We start from the raw sequence: 16,515 nt of genomic DNA on the forward strand, positions 1-16,515 counted from the left end.
AATCAGGTTGACGCCAATGAAACAAAGCAAGGCGGTCTTGCCGCGAATGGGCCATGAAGACGGCCCCGGAAAATCAAGAGAGCGTCCTGAGAAAGTGCTCGATCTTTGAAAAGTAATCCGGCCAGGTCGGCGGCCTGTAGCTCGATATCCGCCGGCGAACGGCTGCCGATTCATCCGTGTCGCTCGTCAAGGTCTCAACCGCTGCGAGCCAGCCAAGCCCATCCATGGGATGCCGGTAGAGCGCATAGTCCCCAGCGACATCACGATGCGCCGGAAGGTCGGATGCGATGACGGGTGTGCCCACGCACAATGCCTCGATAAGGGGCAAACCATACCCCTCGGCATGAGACGGCATCAAAAGACCTTTCGCATGACTCACCAATCGCCGGAGTGCAGGGCTTGACAGGCCTCTTGCGAGAATGATGTGGTTCTCAAGATCCCGGCAGCGTGTGAGAAAATGCAAAATTGCCTCCCCGCCCCACGCAGGTGAGCCGACCACAACGAGTTTGGGAGCTTGCGGGCCGTGCCGGCGGACCAATTCCCGCCAGACATAGACGAGAAGCGCATGATTTTTACGTGGCTCGAGCGCTCCGCACACAACAAAATAGTTGTGCGCAGCCAATTCCTGATCCGGCTGCCCAGGTTCGAGGAATATCGGCGCCACGGGTAGCGGCACGGTTGCGACCGGGATGTCGTCCCGGCCGCGCGCGCGCATTTCGCGCGTCACAGAATCGCGGGCGGACGGCGAGGTCGTGATAAGCGCGGCCGCATAGCGGGCTGCGTTAGCTGTCATATGCCGGTGATGATGCAGGCCGGAGTCGGAAACCCACTCCGGGTTCTCCAAAGGGATCATATCGTGCAACATGAAGACGGGTTTCACATCTGGCCGCCGCTGCAGCCAGGCGAGAAACCATGGGAACGCGAGACCCACATGTCCGATATTGACGTAAATGGAATTTTGTGGCGCCGCTGAAAGCCGCCGTAGCCCGCGCGGCAGGCCGCCCGCTGAGAATAGATCGGCAAACCGCCGGGCCTTCTCACCTACGTTGGTCTTGCCTCGACGCCGCGCGGTCAATGGGCGATTCGCTGCCAACCGCATTTTGATATCGTCAAGACCGGTATCTTCCTGCGATGCTCTTGACTCGGACCAGATGTCCTCCAGCCGGTCGATCAGTTTTAAGAGCCTGCCACGCTCGAACCAAACAATCCCCCAGGGCGTCGGCAAGGTGCCCCCGCAGTCGCCGCGCCAGCTTTCCGCGAAATGGCGCGCGTAACCCAAATCCACACGGTCGATTCCTCTAGGGGTCGGGACCAAGGGTCCAGCAAACATGCGAACCATGTCATAGGCAACAGGCACCGACAAAACGACCCCCATCAAAATCGGTCGCAATTTATCCCAGCCAAAGGAATTGCGGCCGGCACACAAAATGAGCGATCCTGCCGGAATTGGCCCCCTTCAAGAACATCGTGCCAATTCGTAAATATTCTATTCACCAACATTCTTGGAAATTTATGCAGGGACCGGGATCACCCCCGCTCCCCCCAGCTCTGTAGAGAATCCTCGAGGCGCAATCTTCGTGCCACTCTGAACACATTGATGGCGAAGAGACCGATGGAAACAATCCCCATGCCTATAAACGCAAATTCGTAAGGAGAAACGATCACCGGTCCGACCGGTATCGTTACGTGTCCGGCGAAGTACATCCAGCAATTCAGACCGATGAGCACGATACGAAATTCGGTAGGCCCCGCAGACAGAAAGGACAATTGGAGGTTCCGTGAGACCTGGCAGTTCAGCAGCACATACATCCAAAGCATGTAGTACCCAACGAGGGCGAACAGAGCCACGTCCAGCCTTACATAGGCGGAAAGTCCCACCCCCAGCATGATCAAGAAGCTGCTGATCGCATCGACGGAAAAATCAACAAAATAGCCATATCGCGGTCTCTCGATTTGCCGGTGGCGGGCGAGGCTCCCGTCGAGCGAATCGCCAAACCAATGGATGACAATGCCTAGCGTCGCCAACCAGAAGAAGGAGGGGTCAAGCACGGTCGCCGCATAGCCAATGAAGGCAATCACAGCACCGGCGGCACCGAATGCGGTCAGACGGTCCGGTGTAATAAATTGCGGAACGCGCGCGCACATCCAGTCGAGAAGCTTGCGTTCCCCCTGAGCGAGGACATTCTGCTTGATGCGAACAGCCAATGGAGCACGGATTGGCAGCGTGCGAGCCGCCACCGGCGAAGGTGGTAGCGGCATTGGTGTGGCTTGCGAATCAGTCTTTTGAAGAAAACTGACAGACTGCAACGAACCCCCCATCAACAGTGAAATTTCTTCGGCGATAACGGAGCATAACTGTCAGGATTCCATATCTTCAAAACGCAATGCTACGATCAAGTATGAATATGGCAAAAAAACATTAGTCATACCAGCGGCTGTCGTAATGTTTCCTTTGATTTACCACAACATTCTGATTTCAAGTGATTTTCTTCCATTTAAAAGAATTCTGCCTTGCTTGAAAATTTGGCTAGGGCGGCAAGAACTCCCCATGTAATCCGCCAGGACTGGATCGATTGGATTGTGAAAAACAATGTCGCAAGCAAGGATCGAGAAGCGCGCCCGAATCAGCATTTGACGGCGGCGCATACGGTTAACCCTGACGAGGCCGGCGCCAAAAACAAACTGACGACTTCCATCACCTTTCTCGCACTGGTGATCGGGGCATTGGACACATAAAGCAAGTCTCTGTTGACGATATGGAAACTTTGGGCAACGAACAAACTGCCGGCGTCCCGGAGATTGAGCCTGTAGACAATTGGCGTCGAATACCCAGGCTGCACCAAGGAACTATTGGGCCGCAAAGCGCGTGCAACTTCTTCCGGTTCGAAGCGGAAGATAAAAACGCCGGCTGGATCGGATCTCGAATCGACGAGGCCGCCGGCCTTTGCGAGTGCTTGTGAAAGATTAATTCCTTCCGCGTCGAACGGGATTTCAGCGTTCTGGCCTGTTGCTCCGTAAGCGATAAAAGTTTGCGGATCCCGGATCAAGGTTAACACGTCATTCGGACGAAGATAGATATTCTCCTTGGATTCGGAGGTCACCTTTGTCATCGCAACCCGGGCTGTCACGGGTCCCCGCGACAGCTGGACGTATGTTTCATTCACGGGAGCACGAATACCCCCAGCCGCCGCTATGACATCCATCACCCGATCGCCCTTGATACTTAAAGGTACACGGGCACCATTGGCGACCTCTCCGGTGACCGTCACCGTATTGCTGATCGAGTTTCTGACATTGACCAAGACCTGCGGTTGAATGGCTTTGCCTTCGAGAGCGTGTTCGATGACGGTCTGGACCGCCCGGGTCGTATAGCCGGCGACGGGAACCCTGCCGGCGTAGGGAACCGTTATCGTACCGTCACGCCCAACGACCTGATCTGGGATCGTCGCACTATTCGCACCCGTGCTGAATCGGTCTGAAACGAGGGGGGCCGAAAAGAGGCCGCCCGAACCCGCTTCCCAGATCGTCACGGAAATTGTGTCGCCGACACCAATGCGAGGCTCGACCGATGGCCGGTAGTCTCCAAAGTGGGCGAGAAAACTGTCCGGCCCGCGATGCCGCAATACGTCAACGACCTGGGAATCAACATCGACAAGTTCATATCGCGGCAACTCCGCGGTTCCGGCACCTTGAACCACATCGTCCGCGCTCGGACCAGAACCCGAAACACTCGAGCACGCCGCCATTCCAAGACACAACGCCCCAGACAAGAGGCCGCGCGCGGCGATAAAGAGGGATTTCGGCATGCACGCCCTATACTATCTGACGCAATCTAGGAATTCTTATACAAGACCAGCTTTCGCTTACTTCTAGCCAATCTTATGTACATTTTGTGTCCAAAACCCACAAAATGAGAAATGATGGAATTCGAAAGGCCACGCCGAATGCAAATGGATTTCAATTAAAATCAAGGGATTTTCGCTGCAAACCCTGTTGCCAAGGCCATATTAAATGTTGCATCCAGATTAAACTCAAGGTGACAGCATACCCCCGGTGGGCTTCAAGCGCGAAAGCCCTATTATAATATTCCGTAACTTGGGCGAGCCGGTTTAGCTCAGTTGGTAGAGCAACTGATTTGTAATCAGTAGGTCGCGGGTTCGACTCCTGCAACCGGCACCATCCCCGCCCAGCATTGTCCGAAGATACCCGTAACCAACTGAAAACATGGTATTTGCCTTGTTCTTCCCGCGAACTCTATGCGGCAGGCAGCCGGTCGGTTGTGGACAAAAGCCTGCAACGAACGGGCTCTGAGTGACCATCTCGAAGTCCGGCAAGTGAGGTCCGTGGCGAGAGCGCCGATGCCACAGCGCGGGGGATCTCAGACCAATTTCGCGAAACCCGTCACCGTTGCAGAAAACCGGGTGAACCAGCTATTCCTGATCAAAGGGACATCGACGGCATCGCAGCCAATGGAAACACCCGCCCCCATTTTCGCGCAACCGCGAACGGCTGGCGTTCCGCGCCAGTTTCAGCGAACGGCACCCATCAATTTTGCGGCTGAGGAGTGGCGGCGAGCACCGGGTCAGCCCGATAATTCTCGGGAAAGAGGCGTTTCAGATTCGTGATTTTTGGAAGGTCGTTGATGACGATATAGGGATAGTCCGGGTTTAGCGTCAGGAAATCTTGATGGTAGGCCTCGGCCGGGAAGAAGCCCTGGGCAGGATCGGTCCTCGTGACGATGGGGGCATCGAACACATGCGCCTGATTGAGCTGCTCGATATAGGCCTTGGCGACACGCGCCTGCTCCCCGTTCGCTGGGAAGATCGCCGAGCGATATTGGGTTCCAGTATCCGGACCCTGATGGTTGAGCTGAGTCGGATCATGGGCAACCGAGAAATAGATTTGCAAGAGGCGGCCATAGCTCACCTGGCGTGGATCATAAGTGACTTGGACGGATTCCGCATGACCCGTGGTTCCAGAACTCACGCTTCTATATTGCGCGGTTTTTTTTTCGCCTCCGGCATAGCCTGAGACGGCGCTCGTGACCCCTTTGACATGCTGAAAAACCCCTTGAACGCCCCAGAAACATCCACCCGCGAAAATTGCGGCTTCAGAGACCGCCGTTGGATTTGCCTGCTCGTCGAGCGCGGGCGCCGGTATCACATGCGCAACTTCCGCGGCTGTTTGGGAAACTCTCAGCCCCATGCTCGCCGAAATGAGACCAACGAGGATAAAAAGCGGAAGAAAAACACGTTGGAGAAGGCTTTTTTTCGATGGACTCTTGAACAATTGGATCATTGGTCAGCCCCAAATTCAGCCAAAAGTAAATGCGAAGGCCTGCACACCTGGATCAAGAAATTTGATCGCGAATGTATGGTCGGCGATCTCGCCATTTTGCCGGACAAGCTGGTAGAGCCGCTGGCCGGTCACGATTCCCTGTCCTTCGGCATCGATGTCCGTTCCATGACTTTCACCGGGTGCGGCATCGTCGATCGTAACCTTGAACCGGACCGGTTTGCCGTCCGCCGGGGGTCCCAGCACAAGGTGCAGGTCGCGGGAATGAAACCTGAAAACGATGCTTCCATCTTTTCCGTTGAGAACCGCGTGCTCGCCTTTGATCGTCCAGGCGCCCGAGATGCTCCATTCATTGAGCCGTGGCCTTGCTGCCGTATAGACATGGCGGGCGTCTTTGACGACACCTCCGGGTGAGACGAAGTTCTCGGTTCTCTCATAGCCAATGTAGGTTTCCGGCGATTGGACCTCGCCCATGTCCGAGGCGGCTTCAGAGCCGGAAGCGCTGACAGTAACCAAATCTCCCGGCGTCGTGGATCCGCCCGCTTCCGCGAGGAGCTGCTGGATCACCCGTTCCGACCCGTCATAGTCGCCTTCGCCGAAATGATGGTGGCGAATTTGGCCCTTGGCGTCGATAAAATAATGCGCCGGCCAATATTGATTGTTGAAGGCGCGCCAGATCGCATAATCATTATCGATTGCAACGGGATAGGTGATCCCGAGACTGGTAATGGCGGCGCGGACATTGTTCACATTCTTCTCGAAGGCGAACTCGGGGGCATGGACGCCGATGACAACAAGCCCCTGGTCCTTGTATTTCTCAGCCCAGGCTCGGACATAAGGAATCGCGCGCAGGCAGTTGATGCAGGAATAGGTCCAAAAGTCGACGAGAACAACCTTCCCTTTAAGCGCGTCCGCTGTCAGCTGCGGCGAGTTCAGCCACTCTACCGCTCCCGAAAGCGACGGCAAAGCACCCTCAACAGGGAGATCTTCGGCTGGAGCCGTTGGTTTGGCGGTCATCATCATCGCCGGATTGCCGCTCATCATGGCGGGGCCGCCTGTCATGACAACGGAAGGTTTTATTTGCGCGTTGGCGCCGGCCGGATCCGAATGAAATCTGTCGAGGAGGCCCTGTTCGAGTGACGCCGTGCTTGACAGCGAAATGCGGGTGAGAAAACCAGAATCGAGGCCGAAGCCAATCACGGTAACGGCCGCGAGCACCGCCAGCCCCAGGCCGCGCCTGATCCATTCTCCGGCACCGAGCGATTGCTTCATCGCGGCGAAGGCTTTTCCTCCCACGAGGAGAGCCAGCGCGAGGGACGTCGCCGCTCCCGCCGCATAGGCAAGCAGGAGCAGCGAGGTCTGCGCGTTCGCCCCCTGAAGCGCCGCCCCCGTCAAGATGAGACCCAACACCGGTCCCGCGCAAGGTGCCCAGAGCAGGCCCGTTGCCACGCCAAGCAGGAGAGAGGTGAGAACACTCGAGTCTTGCGCGTTCCCGGGTTGCTCTGCTGATTGCGAAAGCCGCGCTCCAAGAGCGACGAGGGGCCTTGTCATCCAATCGGAAAGCACAGGAAATAGAAGTGCGATCCCGAACAAGGCCATGAGCGCGAGCGCGGCGTCCCGGCCGTATTGGTTGACCCGTACCGCCCAACCGCCGCCAACGGCGGCCAAGGTAGCGACGGCGGCAAAAGCCGCGGCCATGCCGGCGAGTATCGGCAAACCGCTCCTAATGAACGGCCGGTCGGCTCTCGCAAACACGAAAGGCAAAACGGGTAGGATACAAGGGCTGACGATGGTCAGCATACCGCCGAAATAGGCCAGAAAAAACAGGATCACTTTCAGTACCTCTTCGCGGTCATGTGGCGGCAGGCTGGAAGGTCATCGCGACGCCGTTCATGCAGTAACGAAGGCCGGTCGGTTTTGGGCCATCATTAAAGACATGGCCGAGATGGCCGCCGCAGCGCCTGCAATGGGCAGCGGTCCGCACCATGCCATATGACGTGTCTTTGGTTGTGCCGACGGCATTTTCCAAAGGGGCCCAAAAACTTGGCCAGCCAGTACCGCTGTCAAATTTCGCGGTCGAGGAAAAAAGCTCTAGACCGCAGCCCGCGCAGGCAAAATTGCCTCGCCGCTCCTCGTGAAGAAGCGGACTTGTGAAGGCGTTCTCCGTCCCCTCCTGCCGCAGCACCGCATATTGATCCGGGGTTAGGAGCTTGCGCCATTCGGAATCGCTGTGCATGACCTCGAACGTCTCGGCGGCAGCAACCGAAGGTCCCCGAGAAACAAAGAATGAAGCCGCCAATCCGGTTGTACCGCCCGTGAGAAGCGATCGTCTCGTTACCGTCATCTGAATCTCCCGGTCATCCATGCGGTTCCCATCATCCAATAGTCCTTACGCAGCGAACGGCTCCTACGTTACTGGAATAACAGGCATCACAGGCTTGTGATCGTTCGCGGGCAAGCGAAGATCGCACCCTCATTTGCTCTGCCATGTGATGAGACGTGTGATTTCCGGCTCCCTTGCGCAGATCGGTGCAAAAAGGGCGGGAACAAGGACGCCCCAAAATTGTTGAATGGATTCGGCGGGCAGAACCTAATAACTGATTGGACTATCGCCCGCCTACAAAAGGGAGGCGTTCCATGTCGATACAAACCATCGTACTCATCGTCGCTCTTATCGGTGCCATGCTTGTCCTGCTTATCGGTCTCCGCCCCCCGCCACTCTATGGACCGCAGGAGAAAGACGACGGGGACCCGCAAGCTAAGCATTAGCGGCTGACTAAGCCTTAGTTGAACTGCAAACTCTCATGACGCCAAACCGGCTCTAAGGTGCGAGCTGGGATGCAAATACCGAGCAATCCGTGCCGCCTAAGCCAACGGATGTTGCAGCGTCAACGGATGAACCATATCACGCTCACCCCCACGGCGATGGCTATGGCTGTACCGAGCGTGAGAATGGCGCCGCGCTGGAACCATTGCCGGCTTTCTCCCAATCGAAAGACAGCCGGTACGAGATAAAGAAGCAGCGCGACGAGAAACATCGCGCTCATGAGCTTGTCGAGATCCGGCATCGAATTCGATCGCATTGGTGTCTGACCCGCACTTTCCTGGAGATCGAAGTCATTGTGCGGAGCGTATCCGGCACAGTTCATGAAAAGTCTACGGATCATAGACCCCCTCACAAACGGCGTCACTCAGTGGAATGACATCCGTTATTCTTTGCCTTGATCGAGGCAAAAGCCGCGCGCTTAGAAAAAGTCACAATCTCCCCACCCGCTGGTGCAAGCATCTTTACCTTCACTGGAAAACCCGAGCCGCGATGATAAGTCCGCCAGCGTAACGGTTTGCGCGGCCCCGCCGGGGTCGACACGCCACCCGGAGGGCATTTCCCGCGCCAAGGCGGCCAGGAAATCAGCAAGAGCCACCGATTTTTGAGCCATGTGATCTAGGCTTTGCATTTGATGGAGGACATTCGCATCACACGCCGCCGCCTTTTGCACGAGAGGGCCGATGTGACTCTGAAGATTTTTCAAATACCCAGCAAGTTGCGCCAATTCATTCCCCGTGCGGCTCAGCACGTCGGCGATTGGAATGTCCAATGGCTTTGGGTTCGATTTGCACCTGTTAGATCGCCCGCTCACTGCCGGTTGTCCGCAGTATGCAAATTTCTTTTCATCGTGATTTTCCAAGTTGTGGCTGCAGCCGTTGCGAAATCTGCTTAAAAAACGCCGCTTATTCCAAACTAATACAGACCACGCGATGAGCCCTAACGGGCGTACGGTTAGAAGAACTCGACGGAGCCAGAACCAACAGGATCGGGTGCCAAGGGCGCATGGCGCGGCGCGGGAATTTGTTCGTTGCTGAGAAATACTTGGCGGGCACGGCCTGTCCCAGGCCAATATTGAATCCGGCGCCCTTGCTCCCCCCGCAGGCTGCCGCCGACCAACGCAATTCCTTCATGCCGCAAAAACCGTTCGGCGAAGGCCGCGTTCCGCCCGCCAATATCTGCGAAACCTTCCATGGTCCTCGCGCCTCCAAACAGTTTTGCCTCAAGCCGTTCGCGCCGCGCCCCCTGGCGCAGGAGACCGTTTACCAGAAGCTCCATTTGAAATTCGCCTTCACGTAATATGATTAAAATCAACTGTTTAATATCGTTTCAGCGAACGCAAATCGGTTCCGGTAAGCGCTCGGTAAGCAGAAAGCGAAATTTCGAACGAGCGCCGCCGATTCTTCCGCTGTTTGCTTTCCGACGTCACAACTTCAAACGGAAAGGCAAAGGAAGATGATTGCGCAATTTTACATCAAGGACGGGGTCGGATTTGCGACCAAGGAAGACGCGGCGCTCCTTGCGCGGCATGGTGATATCAGCCGTATCGAGCTGAAAATCGTCAGCAAGGAAGAGCTCGACCGACTCATGAACAATGGCGACGGTCATGTGGTTGGTTTGCGCCCCGCCGGTGCTTCACTTCATTGAACCGATGATCACTACCTCAAACTGGAAAGGCAAATGCAATGGACCCCTGTGTGAAACTTGCTCGTGAATTTAAACGCGCCGATCGGGCGCAAGCCCATATGGTTCCAACGGGAGACGCATACGATCAGCACTGCGCCGCCGCAGAGCGTGCCGCGTCTCGTCTCGTCCGAACCCCGCCGACAAGTCCACAAGGTGCTGCGAGACTTTTGGAGATGGCCCGGCGAAACTTGCTCGAATGGTTTGACGATGTGCCGGACGTTGGCGACGTGCCGGAGGTGCTTCAGAAGATGGGCCGTGAGTGGCACAATGGTAGAAGCTCGCCCGATGATCCTTCCGCGATCCGGCTGATAATCAAGTCCGCGGAAGACATGAAAAACACGCCAGGCGATATACCAGTAGCGGATTCTGCTCTTGACGAAGCCGCGTTGGCGCTGAGCAACGCGCTCTGGTTTATGACACGGCCGCGTCTGGTCTAGGCGATCGATGAGACTTCGACCCTCCCGGTCACGGCCGGGAGGGAGACACCGTGCCGCGCGACCGTGGGCACCCGGCCCTTCCCCCCCCGCCCTCCGACTCAGCCAATCGCCGCCGGCCTCAGTCAGAAATTCTGAATTTTTGAATTTCCTTCAGGCTCTTCGCGCGGCAACCTTTACTTTCCCCAAAAAATATGATACTCGAGTTGCTGCTTTCGAAATTGGCGGCGCTCATGGCGCAACACTTGGCACTCGCCAGCCAAAGTATCGACGGCCGACGCTGCGCAGCGTTTGCCGCCCGATGATTACCTCAGGCGTTATGCGAGCTCGCCACTCGTGAAGTCGTATGAAGGCAGACGCCGGGCTCGCCACCGGAGGGCGTAAACGAATCTCGCCACTTCGATAACCGATGTTCCCGTGCTCCGCCGATGCGCGTCTATTATCCAATCACAGACCGGCAATTGCTTGAGGCTTTCGCACGCGCCGTGCTCGGCCCCGATGAGCATTACTATGTGTTCTTACCTCGGCTAACGCTCGACAAGGACTTGCCACCGCTACGGTTTCCTGTCGGCACGCTGCTTGAAGACGCTTGGCGGCTCACCGTAAAAAACGTCATCGCGCGCATTCGCGCTGGGTGTGTGTCTAAAATACATAGATACCGGCCGCTCGACCCTTCGGCTCCTAGCAGTGCCGACACGATTCATTAAAGGAGACGGCCGTGGTCGCGATAATCGAAAACCCCGCGTATAATGGCGGCCTGCAAAACCCGAACGGGCAGAGCATCGGCGAAGCGCTGAACGGCATCGCTGGTGCGTTCATGAACAGCGGGCAGCAACAATTGCGCGCGGCTGCTCTTCAGGAAGCCCAGCAAAAGGCGGCTGAATATCAGCAAAAGCAAGCCGCTCAGAGTACCATTGCCGATGCGTTCACGCATCTGCAGGATCAGAGCCAAGACTACGAGCAAGACGCACCGGACTACGCAACGCCGCAGCCTCGCACGTTCTCGCTCAGCGATCCGGAGGCGTTCAACCGTGCCGCGATCGCCCTCGGCAACCCGGCCGAGATCGGCAAGGCGTTGCAGTTGAGCTCGGCCATCACGGGCGGCAAAAGCGATCCAATGGTTTACGCCGGCGCCGTGCCGGGTGGTGGCGAGGCACAGACGTTCGAGGGTCAACAGGACGTAAACAATCTCGTGATCAAGAAGAGCGCGGCCGATGCGCAATCGAGCGCGGCGCAGAAACCTTACGTCTATAATGATCCGATCACAGGCGCCCCGCACGTGACCAACGAGGCGATTGCCGCCACCGGGCAGCTGCCAGCTGGTGGCTTGCCGCAGCAATCGACCGATCAGCAAAAGGCTTCGCAGCTCAACCGCCTCGTGTTCAATCCGGCCCCCGGCGCTTCGGATATGACCGACAGCCAGCAACAAGTGCTCGGGCTGGACAAACAGACGCCCCGGCCTGCTACAGCGGCCGAGAAGGCGCAATATGGCGTCACGGCCAGCACGCCGCTCTACATCGATGAGAAAGGCGCGCCGCATATCCTTTCGCCCGCTGGCACAACGATCAATGTCGGTGGCGCCGACTCGGCCGCGCAAACCGAGGCCAAGGCAGAGGCGCAGAAATCGGGCGAAGCCGCCGGCGATCGTGCAAACACGATGTTGAAAGCTGCGGCTGCCGCACCAGAGAACATTGCGCGGTATCAGGCGCTCCGGGATGTGCTCGCGCATTCGAACACCGGACCCGGAACCGAGCTCAAAGGCACCGTTGTCGGTTGGGCGAACAGTCTCGGCGTGCCGCCTTCGATCATTGAAGGGCTTGGGCTCAACCCGAACCAGGCGATGAACAACGACGTCGCGCAAAAGATTTCAAACAAAATGGTGGCCGAGTCGATTGGCGCTCGCAATGGTGGTTTTCCGGCGACAGGCTTCAATGTGGCCGAACGGCAGTTCATCGAAAAGATGTATCCCAACATTCAAAGCCAGCCCGGCGCCAATCTCGCGAACAGCGACATGCTGATCGCCCAAGAGCAACAAAAACAGGACATGGCCGACGAGTTCGGCGCCTATCGCCTCGCGCAGCGCCAGGCCGGGAAAGCACCGTCGTTCAGCGACTTCGAAGATCAGTATCGTGCCGCGCACAAGAACGACAATATTTTTCAGCCGATCATCGACAATTTCAATGCCGGCAAATATGGGCCGATCGGCGCCGGTGCTCCGGTGCTTAACCCGGTGGCGGCCGGTCAAGCCCAACAGCCGGCGCAAGGCGCTCCAATTCTCCGCTACGTTCCCGGCCAGGGATTTCAGCCATGAGCCAAACAATCAACATCGATGGCGTTGGCCCGGTCGAGTTTCCCGACGGCATGTCGCAAGCCGACATGGCGCATGCGATCGAAACCGAGCTGATGCCAGGACTGAAGTCCGGCGGGCTGAAATTGGGCGGCGCCTCGCAATCCCCGCAATCGCCCACTGCACCGCCCGCCGATCAGGCGTTGAGCTACGGCGATCGATGGGAGCAAGCGAAGGACATTGCGGGCGCCCTCAACACCGGGGTCCGCGCACTCGCCAACGGCATCACCTTCGGTAATGCTGACAGGATTGCCGCCGGCGCCGGTGCAGCAACAGGCGTTGGCGGCACGCAAGGCGACTACGCCGGCAATCTCGAAGCGGAACGCGCGAAGACCGCGCAGTTTCAGCAAGAGCACCCGATCGGCAGCACCGCTTTGAACACGGCTGGCAATGCGCTCGGCGCGGCGGCACTGCCATTTGGCGCGGCCACCGAAGGCGCATCGGCACTTTTGGGCAATCTTGGGTTTAGCAACTTGTTCGGTAGGGCGGCTACGGCCGTCGGCGCGAATGCTCTTGTCGGCGGTGGCGTTGGCGGCGTTCAGGGCGCCAGCAACAGCCCGGACTGGACAGACATCGGCCGGACCGCGAAAGATACCGCGGAGGGCATGGGGCTGGGCGCCGTCACTGGCGGCGCGGTGCCGGTGGCCGGTGCCGGCTTCAATGCGGTTCGCAATTTCTTCGCCAATCCGGAAGGGGCGATCGTTGCCCGCGCGCTGCAAGGCGTTGACGATGCAACACTCGCACGCGCTCAAGCGCTTATGGAAGACGCGCAGAGGCGTGGAATCACGCTGACTTCCGCAGAGGCGGTCCAACAGGCATCAAACGGCGCTTCGGGCCTTGGCCGGCTGCAACGATTGACGGAAGGAACGACCGGCGGCAGCGCGGTGCTTTCGCCGATCATGGCCAACCGGCCAGGGCAGATGCAAAGCGCCGTCAGCAACGAATTGAATAGCATCGCACCGCCGGTCGAGCGACCTTACGATGTGGCGCCGGCGGTTCAAAAAATCGGGGAACAGGCGATGCAAGCCGCAGAGGCTATGCGCGGGCGCGCGACGGCTCCTTACTATCAAGCGGCGAAAAGCGAGACGATCAATCCGAACGCGGTCCGCGCGGTGGCCGATTCGATGGACCAAGCGGCATCTGCCGATCAGACTGGGATTCTCTCCCGGCCGGTCAATGCGGCGCGCGACCTACTGGTTGCAACGCCAGGCGCCCCGGCCATTCCCGCCACAAGGACGCCCGTAGAGCTTCCGAACGGCACGATCTATAAGACCACCGCAGCGCAACCGGCGACGCCCGACACTCTATCGAACGACATTGCGAATCTGGACCGCGCGAGAAAATATCTCCGCGACAAAATCGATCTGCCGCCCTTCGCCGCCGACGCCATTCCGAAGGAGGAAGGCAAAGTGGTCGGCGGCCTAATCGGCGAACTGCGCGACCGTATGGAACGCAATTCGAATAATTTTGCGCAAGGCCGGCAGGAATTCGAGCGCATCTCGAACAACATTGTCGAGCCGTTCTCGAATAGCCCAACGGGGCAGCTCGCCACGGCCTCAACGCCTGAGGCGCAGCGCGCCATTTTGTTTCCGGAAACGCCGCTGCCGGGCTCAGAAAACGGGATTGGGAACGCAATAGCCTCAATCATGGCGCGCAACCCTGATCTTGCAAAATCGGTCGTGCGGCAGGAAGCGGAGCGCGCAGCGAACAGCACCGTCAACGGACTAACCTCAACCGGAAGCCCGGATCAATGGGGCGGCGCAAAATTCGTAGAATCATTCCGCGACAATCCGCAGTACGCGAAGAATTTTGACACGGTGCTGACGCGGTCCGGTGGCGATGCCGGCGGCTTCAATGGGCTGCTCGACGCTCTGCAAGCGACCGGCAAACGTCAGGGACCGGGCTCATTGACCGCACAAAACACGCTCGACCTCAAGGAAATGGCCGCGCCCAGCGGTTTTGGTGCGATGGGGGAAGCGATCACGAACCCGTTAAGCATCCTGTCACATGTGCGCGATGCGGTGACGCGCGCGCGGCTCGAAAACCGGTCCGGCGCGATCGCCAATGCGATGGTCGATAACCCCGCCGATGCGATCGATTGGCTTCGTGCGGCACGAGATCGTGCCGAGCCGGTGCAAGTGCCGGCGGCGCTCAGCCCGATCGCGGCGCTCTTTGCCGCTCAGTACGGGGCGCATTGATGGTTGACACGATTTTCCTCCGTTTGAGTGATAAGTTCGCGCTCGGCGCCGATGATCTGCAATGGATTTTGTACCGTTCGCGGCGCGAAGAGCCGTCGCCGCTGGACGCGCCTCTAAAGTTTGGCAGAGGGAGCGAATGGTTGCCGGTCTCTTTCGTCCGGTCCGGTAAGGATATCCTGCTCCGCTGTATGCGGGAGAAAGGCTGCAAACCTTGCGATGAGGCGAAAGTCGCTCTCGCCATGCTGCCGTACACATTCGACGCCTGGAAAGCGGCGGGAGCAGGTCCAAATCGCCCGACGACAAGGGCCTTCAGGCCGGCCTCGCCCCTTCCGGAGCTGGCGGACGCTACATTACGAGGGCCAACAGCCGATGAAGGATTTTGAGGCACTTAGAGGCGGCGAATGCCGATGGCCGACGGCAGAAGGATTATTCTGTGCCGCGGGGACTTCTCCGGGGCGGCCATATTGCGCGGAACACGCCTTGGTGGCGCGGAGACCGAACACTAACGCGGTGCGGCAGGCCCCGCCACCCATGACTCGGGCCATGCGGCACGCCGCTGCCTACAGGGCCAACCGCTGAGGCTTCATGCTAGCATTTGAAGAATTGAGCCACGATGCGTGCCGCTGGCCGATCGCTGATTGTGGCATCGGCGGCGAGAAAGGTCAGTTCCTTTTCTGTGGCGATGCGATCGCGGAGCGCTACATCGCACCAGGCGTGCCTTGCCCATATTGCACAACACACGCTGGCATGGCCTATGAACCTTCGCGACCGGCCAAGCGCACGATCGCGAAAAGCGAGGCGGCGGAAGAGCGACGGCTGGAGCTGATATTGATCGCGGCGGCTGCTTGAGGCGGTGGTTCGATCGCGCAATAGATGGCTCATAAACACCACCGGGTAATGCGGCCGCCCTCCGCACGCCTGCATGCGCACAAATCAGCGCGGCAGGAGCTTACTGCAATTGCAGCGGCCGCCCTTATCCTACTTGACCTGTTCCAAATGGGTTAGCGCAGCTTCGGCGTGAGTGGTAGCCATCTGGGCATTGCCCTTTTTGCCTTCATCGATTGCTTGTTTCAGATGTGTGATTCCTTCTTCGGTGTGCGCATTAGCCTTGGCCTTTTCGCCCGCTTCCGCGTGGGTGAGCGCGGCTTCGGCGTGAGTGGTTAAGACATCGGCATGTCCTTGCTTGCCATGGTCAATGGCCTGCTTGGTGTGTGTGATGGCCTCAGCGATGTGATCTTCTTCAGCCAGTGAAATTTGAGGGATGAAAAACAGAGCGAGGGCAAGGCCCAACATAGCGACGAAGAATCTACGAGACATAGACGAATCCTCCGGCTGCCTTATTGCTTCTTGACAGCCTCGCCTTTTCGCACGGTGAGGCTGATGGTAGCGAACCGTCCCAAGCGGCGGCACTTATTGGTAGGGCCAAGCACCATCACGTGCCTGATACCCCGCTTAGAAACGCTTCCCGACCCCTAATGTTCCGATGCGTCGCCCGCGACACAATTCAAACTGTGCATCTGAGCCGGTTGCGCAGCGTCGGTATCTCGATCGAGCCTGGTGCAAAGCATCGACAATGACTTCCCGGCCGCACTGGCACGTGACGTCGAGAGACGGAGCGCCAAGGCCAGTCCGTTCGCGGCGAGGAAACAAGAGCAAACTCGAATCGAAAACATGTGACAAGGCGCCGTGCCGGAGCGCGCAGCTACTCTACAGGCTGCCCTGCTGGATATG

17 protein-coding genes, 1 tRNA gene and 1 pseudogene are annotated in these 16,515 nt (G+C 58.2%); 9 read left to right on the forward strand and 10 right to left on the reverse strand.

The genetic code is table 11. The annotated features are described in order from the left end of the window. Positions 1 to 73 precede the first annotated feature (73 nt). The 3 genes from QEV83_RS05690 to QEV83_RS05700 form a co-directional block, all read right to left on the reverse strand. Complete coding sequence (locus QEV83_RS05690) at positions 74 to 1,375, reverse strand: glycosyltransferase family 1 protein (RefSeq protein ID WP_280130265.1); 1,302 nt, start codon at positions 1,373 to 1,375, stop codon at positions 74 to 76. Positions 1,376 to 1,527: 152 nt separating this feature from the next. After that, the gene (locus QEV83_RS05695; protein WP_280130266.1) at positions 1,528 to 2,259 is read right to left on the reverse strand and encodes a CDP-alcohol phosphatidyltransferase family protein; all 732 of its coding nucleotides are present in this window, start codon (positions 2,257 to 2,259) and stop codon (positions 1,528 to 1,530) included. Between the two features lie 365 nt (positions 2,260 to 2,624). Next, the gene (locus QEV83_RS05700; protein WP_280130267.1) at positions 2,625 to 3,806 is read right to left on the reverse strand and encodes a polysaccharide biosynthesis/export family protein; all 1,182 of its coding nucleotides are present in this window, start codon (positions 3,804 to 3,806) and stop codon (positions 2,625 to 2,627) included. A 297-nt stretch (positions 3,807 to 4,103) separates the two neighbouring features. On the opposite strand from QEV83_RS05700, the gene QEV83_RS05705 reads away from it, so the two are divergent. After that, a tRNA-Thr gene (locus QEV83_RS05705) sits at positions 4,104 to 4,179 on the forward strand. A 366-nt stretch (positions 4,180 to 4,545) separates the two neighbouring features. On the opposite strand, the gene msrA is transcribed toward QEV83_RS05705, so the two are convergent. The 3 genes from msrA to msrB all read right to left on the reverse strand — a co-directional run bounded on the left by msrA (position 4,546) and on the right by msrB (position 7,639). Continuing rightward, a complete protein-coding gene (msrA, locus tag QEV83_RS05710; RefSeq protein ID WP_280130977.1) occupies positions 4,546 to 5,205 on the reverse strand; it encodes a peptide-methionine (S)-S-oxide reductase MsrA in 660 nt (219 codons plus the stop codon). A 108-nt stretch (positions 5,206 to 5,313) separates the two neighbouring features. Beyond that, on the reverse strand, positions 5,314 to 7,128 hold the full coding sequence (locus tag QEV83_RS05715; RefSeq protein WP_280130268.1) for a redoxin family protein: 1,815 nt from the start codon (positions 7,126 to 7,128) through the stop codon (positions 5,314 to 5,316). Positions 7,129 to 7,147: 19 nt separating this feature from the next. After that, complete coding sequence (gene msrB, locus QEV83_RS05720) at positions 7,148 to 7,639, reverse strand: peptide-methionine (R)-S-oxide reductase MsrB (protein WP_280130269.1); 492 nt, start codon at positions 7,637 to 7,639, stop codon at positions 7,148 to 7,150. 293 nt (positions 7,640 to 7,932) lie between these two features. Between msrB and QEV83_RS05725 the strand changes: the two genes are divergently transcribed. After that, positions 7,933 to 8,064, forward strand: coding sequence for a hypothetical protein (locus tag QEV83_RS05725; protein WP_280130270.1), 132 nt, complete (start codon positions 7,933 to 7,935; stop codon positions 8,062 to 8,064). A gap of 119 nt (positions 8,065 to 8,183) precedes the next feature. On the opposite strand, the gene QEV83_RS05730 is transcribed toward QEV83_RS05725, so the two are convergent. The 3 genes and pseudogenes from QEV83_RS05730 to QEV83_RS05740 form a co-directional block, all read right to left on the reverse strand. Continuing rightward, positions 8,184 to 8,462, reverse strand: a complete 279-nt coding sequence (locus QEV83_RS05730; RefSeq protein WP_280130271.1) for a hypothetical protein — start codon at positions 8,460 to 8,462, stop codon at positions 8,184 to 8,186. A 78-nt stretch (positions 8,463 to 8,540) separates the two neighbouring features. Continuing rightward, the gene (locus QEV83_RS05735; RefSeq protein ID WP_280130272.1) at positions 8,541 to 8,891 is read right to left on the reverse strand and encodes a hypothetical protein; all 351 of its coding nucleotides are present in this window, start codon (positions 8,889 to 8,891) and stop codon (positions 8,541 to 8,543) included. 182 nt (positions 8,892 to 9,073) lie between these two features. Next, positions 9,074 to 9,397: pseudogene (locus QEV83_RS05740) on the reverse strand (chemotaxis protein CheD); the annotation flags it as partial. 177 nt (positions 9,398 to 9,574) lie between these two features. Here QEV83_RS05740 and QEV83_RS05745 point away from each other — a divergent pair. The 7 genes from QEV83_RS05745 (at position 9,575) to QEV83_RS05775 (ending at position 15,633) form a co-directional block, all read left to right on the forward strand. Continuing rightward, a complete protein-coding gene (locus QEV83_RS05745) occupies positions 9,575 to 9,766 on the forward strand; it encodes a hypothetical protein (protein ID WP_280130273.1) in 192 nt (63 codons plus the stop codon). Between the two features lie 38 nt (positions 9,767 to 9,804). Then, entirely contained in the window at positions 9,805 to 10,242 is a 438-nt protein-coding gene (locus tag QEV83_RS05750; protein WP_280130274.1) for a hypothetical protein, read from the forward strand. Positions 10,243 to 10,667: 425 nt separating this feature from the next. Further along, complete coding sequence (locus tag QEV83_RS05755) at positions 10,668 to 10,946, forward strand: hypothetical protein (protein ID WP_280130275.1); 279 nt, start codon at positions 10,668 to 10,670, stop codon at positions 10,944 to 10,946. An 11-nt stretch (positions 10,947 to 10,957) separates the two neighbouring features. Further along, entirely contained in the window at positions 10,958 to 12,550 is a 1,593-nt protein-coding gene (locus QEV83_RS05760; RefSeq protein ID WP_280130276.1) for a hypothetical protein, read from the forward strand. Further along, complete coding sequence (locus QEV83_RS05765) at positions 12,547 to 14,784, forward strand: hypothetical protein (RefSeq protein WP_280130277.1); 2,238 nt, start codon at positions 12,547 to 12,549, stop codon at positions 14,782 to 14,784. Before QEV83_RS05760 ends, QEV83_RS05765 begins: the two co-directional genes overlap by 4 nt. Then, on the forward strand, positions 14,784 to 15,167 hold the full coding sequence (locus QEV83_RS05770; protein ID WP_280130278.1) for a hypothetical protein: 384 nt from the start codon (positions 14,784 to 14,786) through the stop codon (positions 15,165 to 15,167). The genes QEV83_RS05765 and QEV83_RS05770 overlap by 1 nt, the downstream gene beginning before the upstream one ends. Before the next feature lie 202 nt (positions 15,168 to 15,369). Further along, complete coding sequence (locus tag QEV83_RS05775; RefSeq protein ID WP_280130279.1) at positions 15,370 to 15,633, forward strand: GcrA family cell cycle regulator; 264 nt, start codon at positions 15,370 to 15,372, stop codon at positions 15,631 to 15,633. 129 nt (positions 15,634 to 15,762) lie between these two features. On the opposite strand, the gene smbP is transcribed toward QEV83_RS05775, so the two are convergent. Continuing rightward, positions 15,763 to 16,077, reverse strand: a complete 315-nt coding sequence (gene smbP, locus QEV83_RS05780) for a small metal-binding protein SmbP (protein WP_280130280.1) — start codon at positions 16,075 to 16,077, stop codon at positions 15,763 to 15,765. Between the last annotated feature and the right edge of the window lie 438 nt (positions 16,078 to 16,515).

Source organism: Methylocapsa sp. D3K7, assembly GCF_029855125.1.
Lineage (GTDB): Bacteria > Pseudomonadota > Alphaproteobacteria > Rhizobiales > Beijerinckiaceae > Methylocapsa.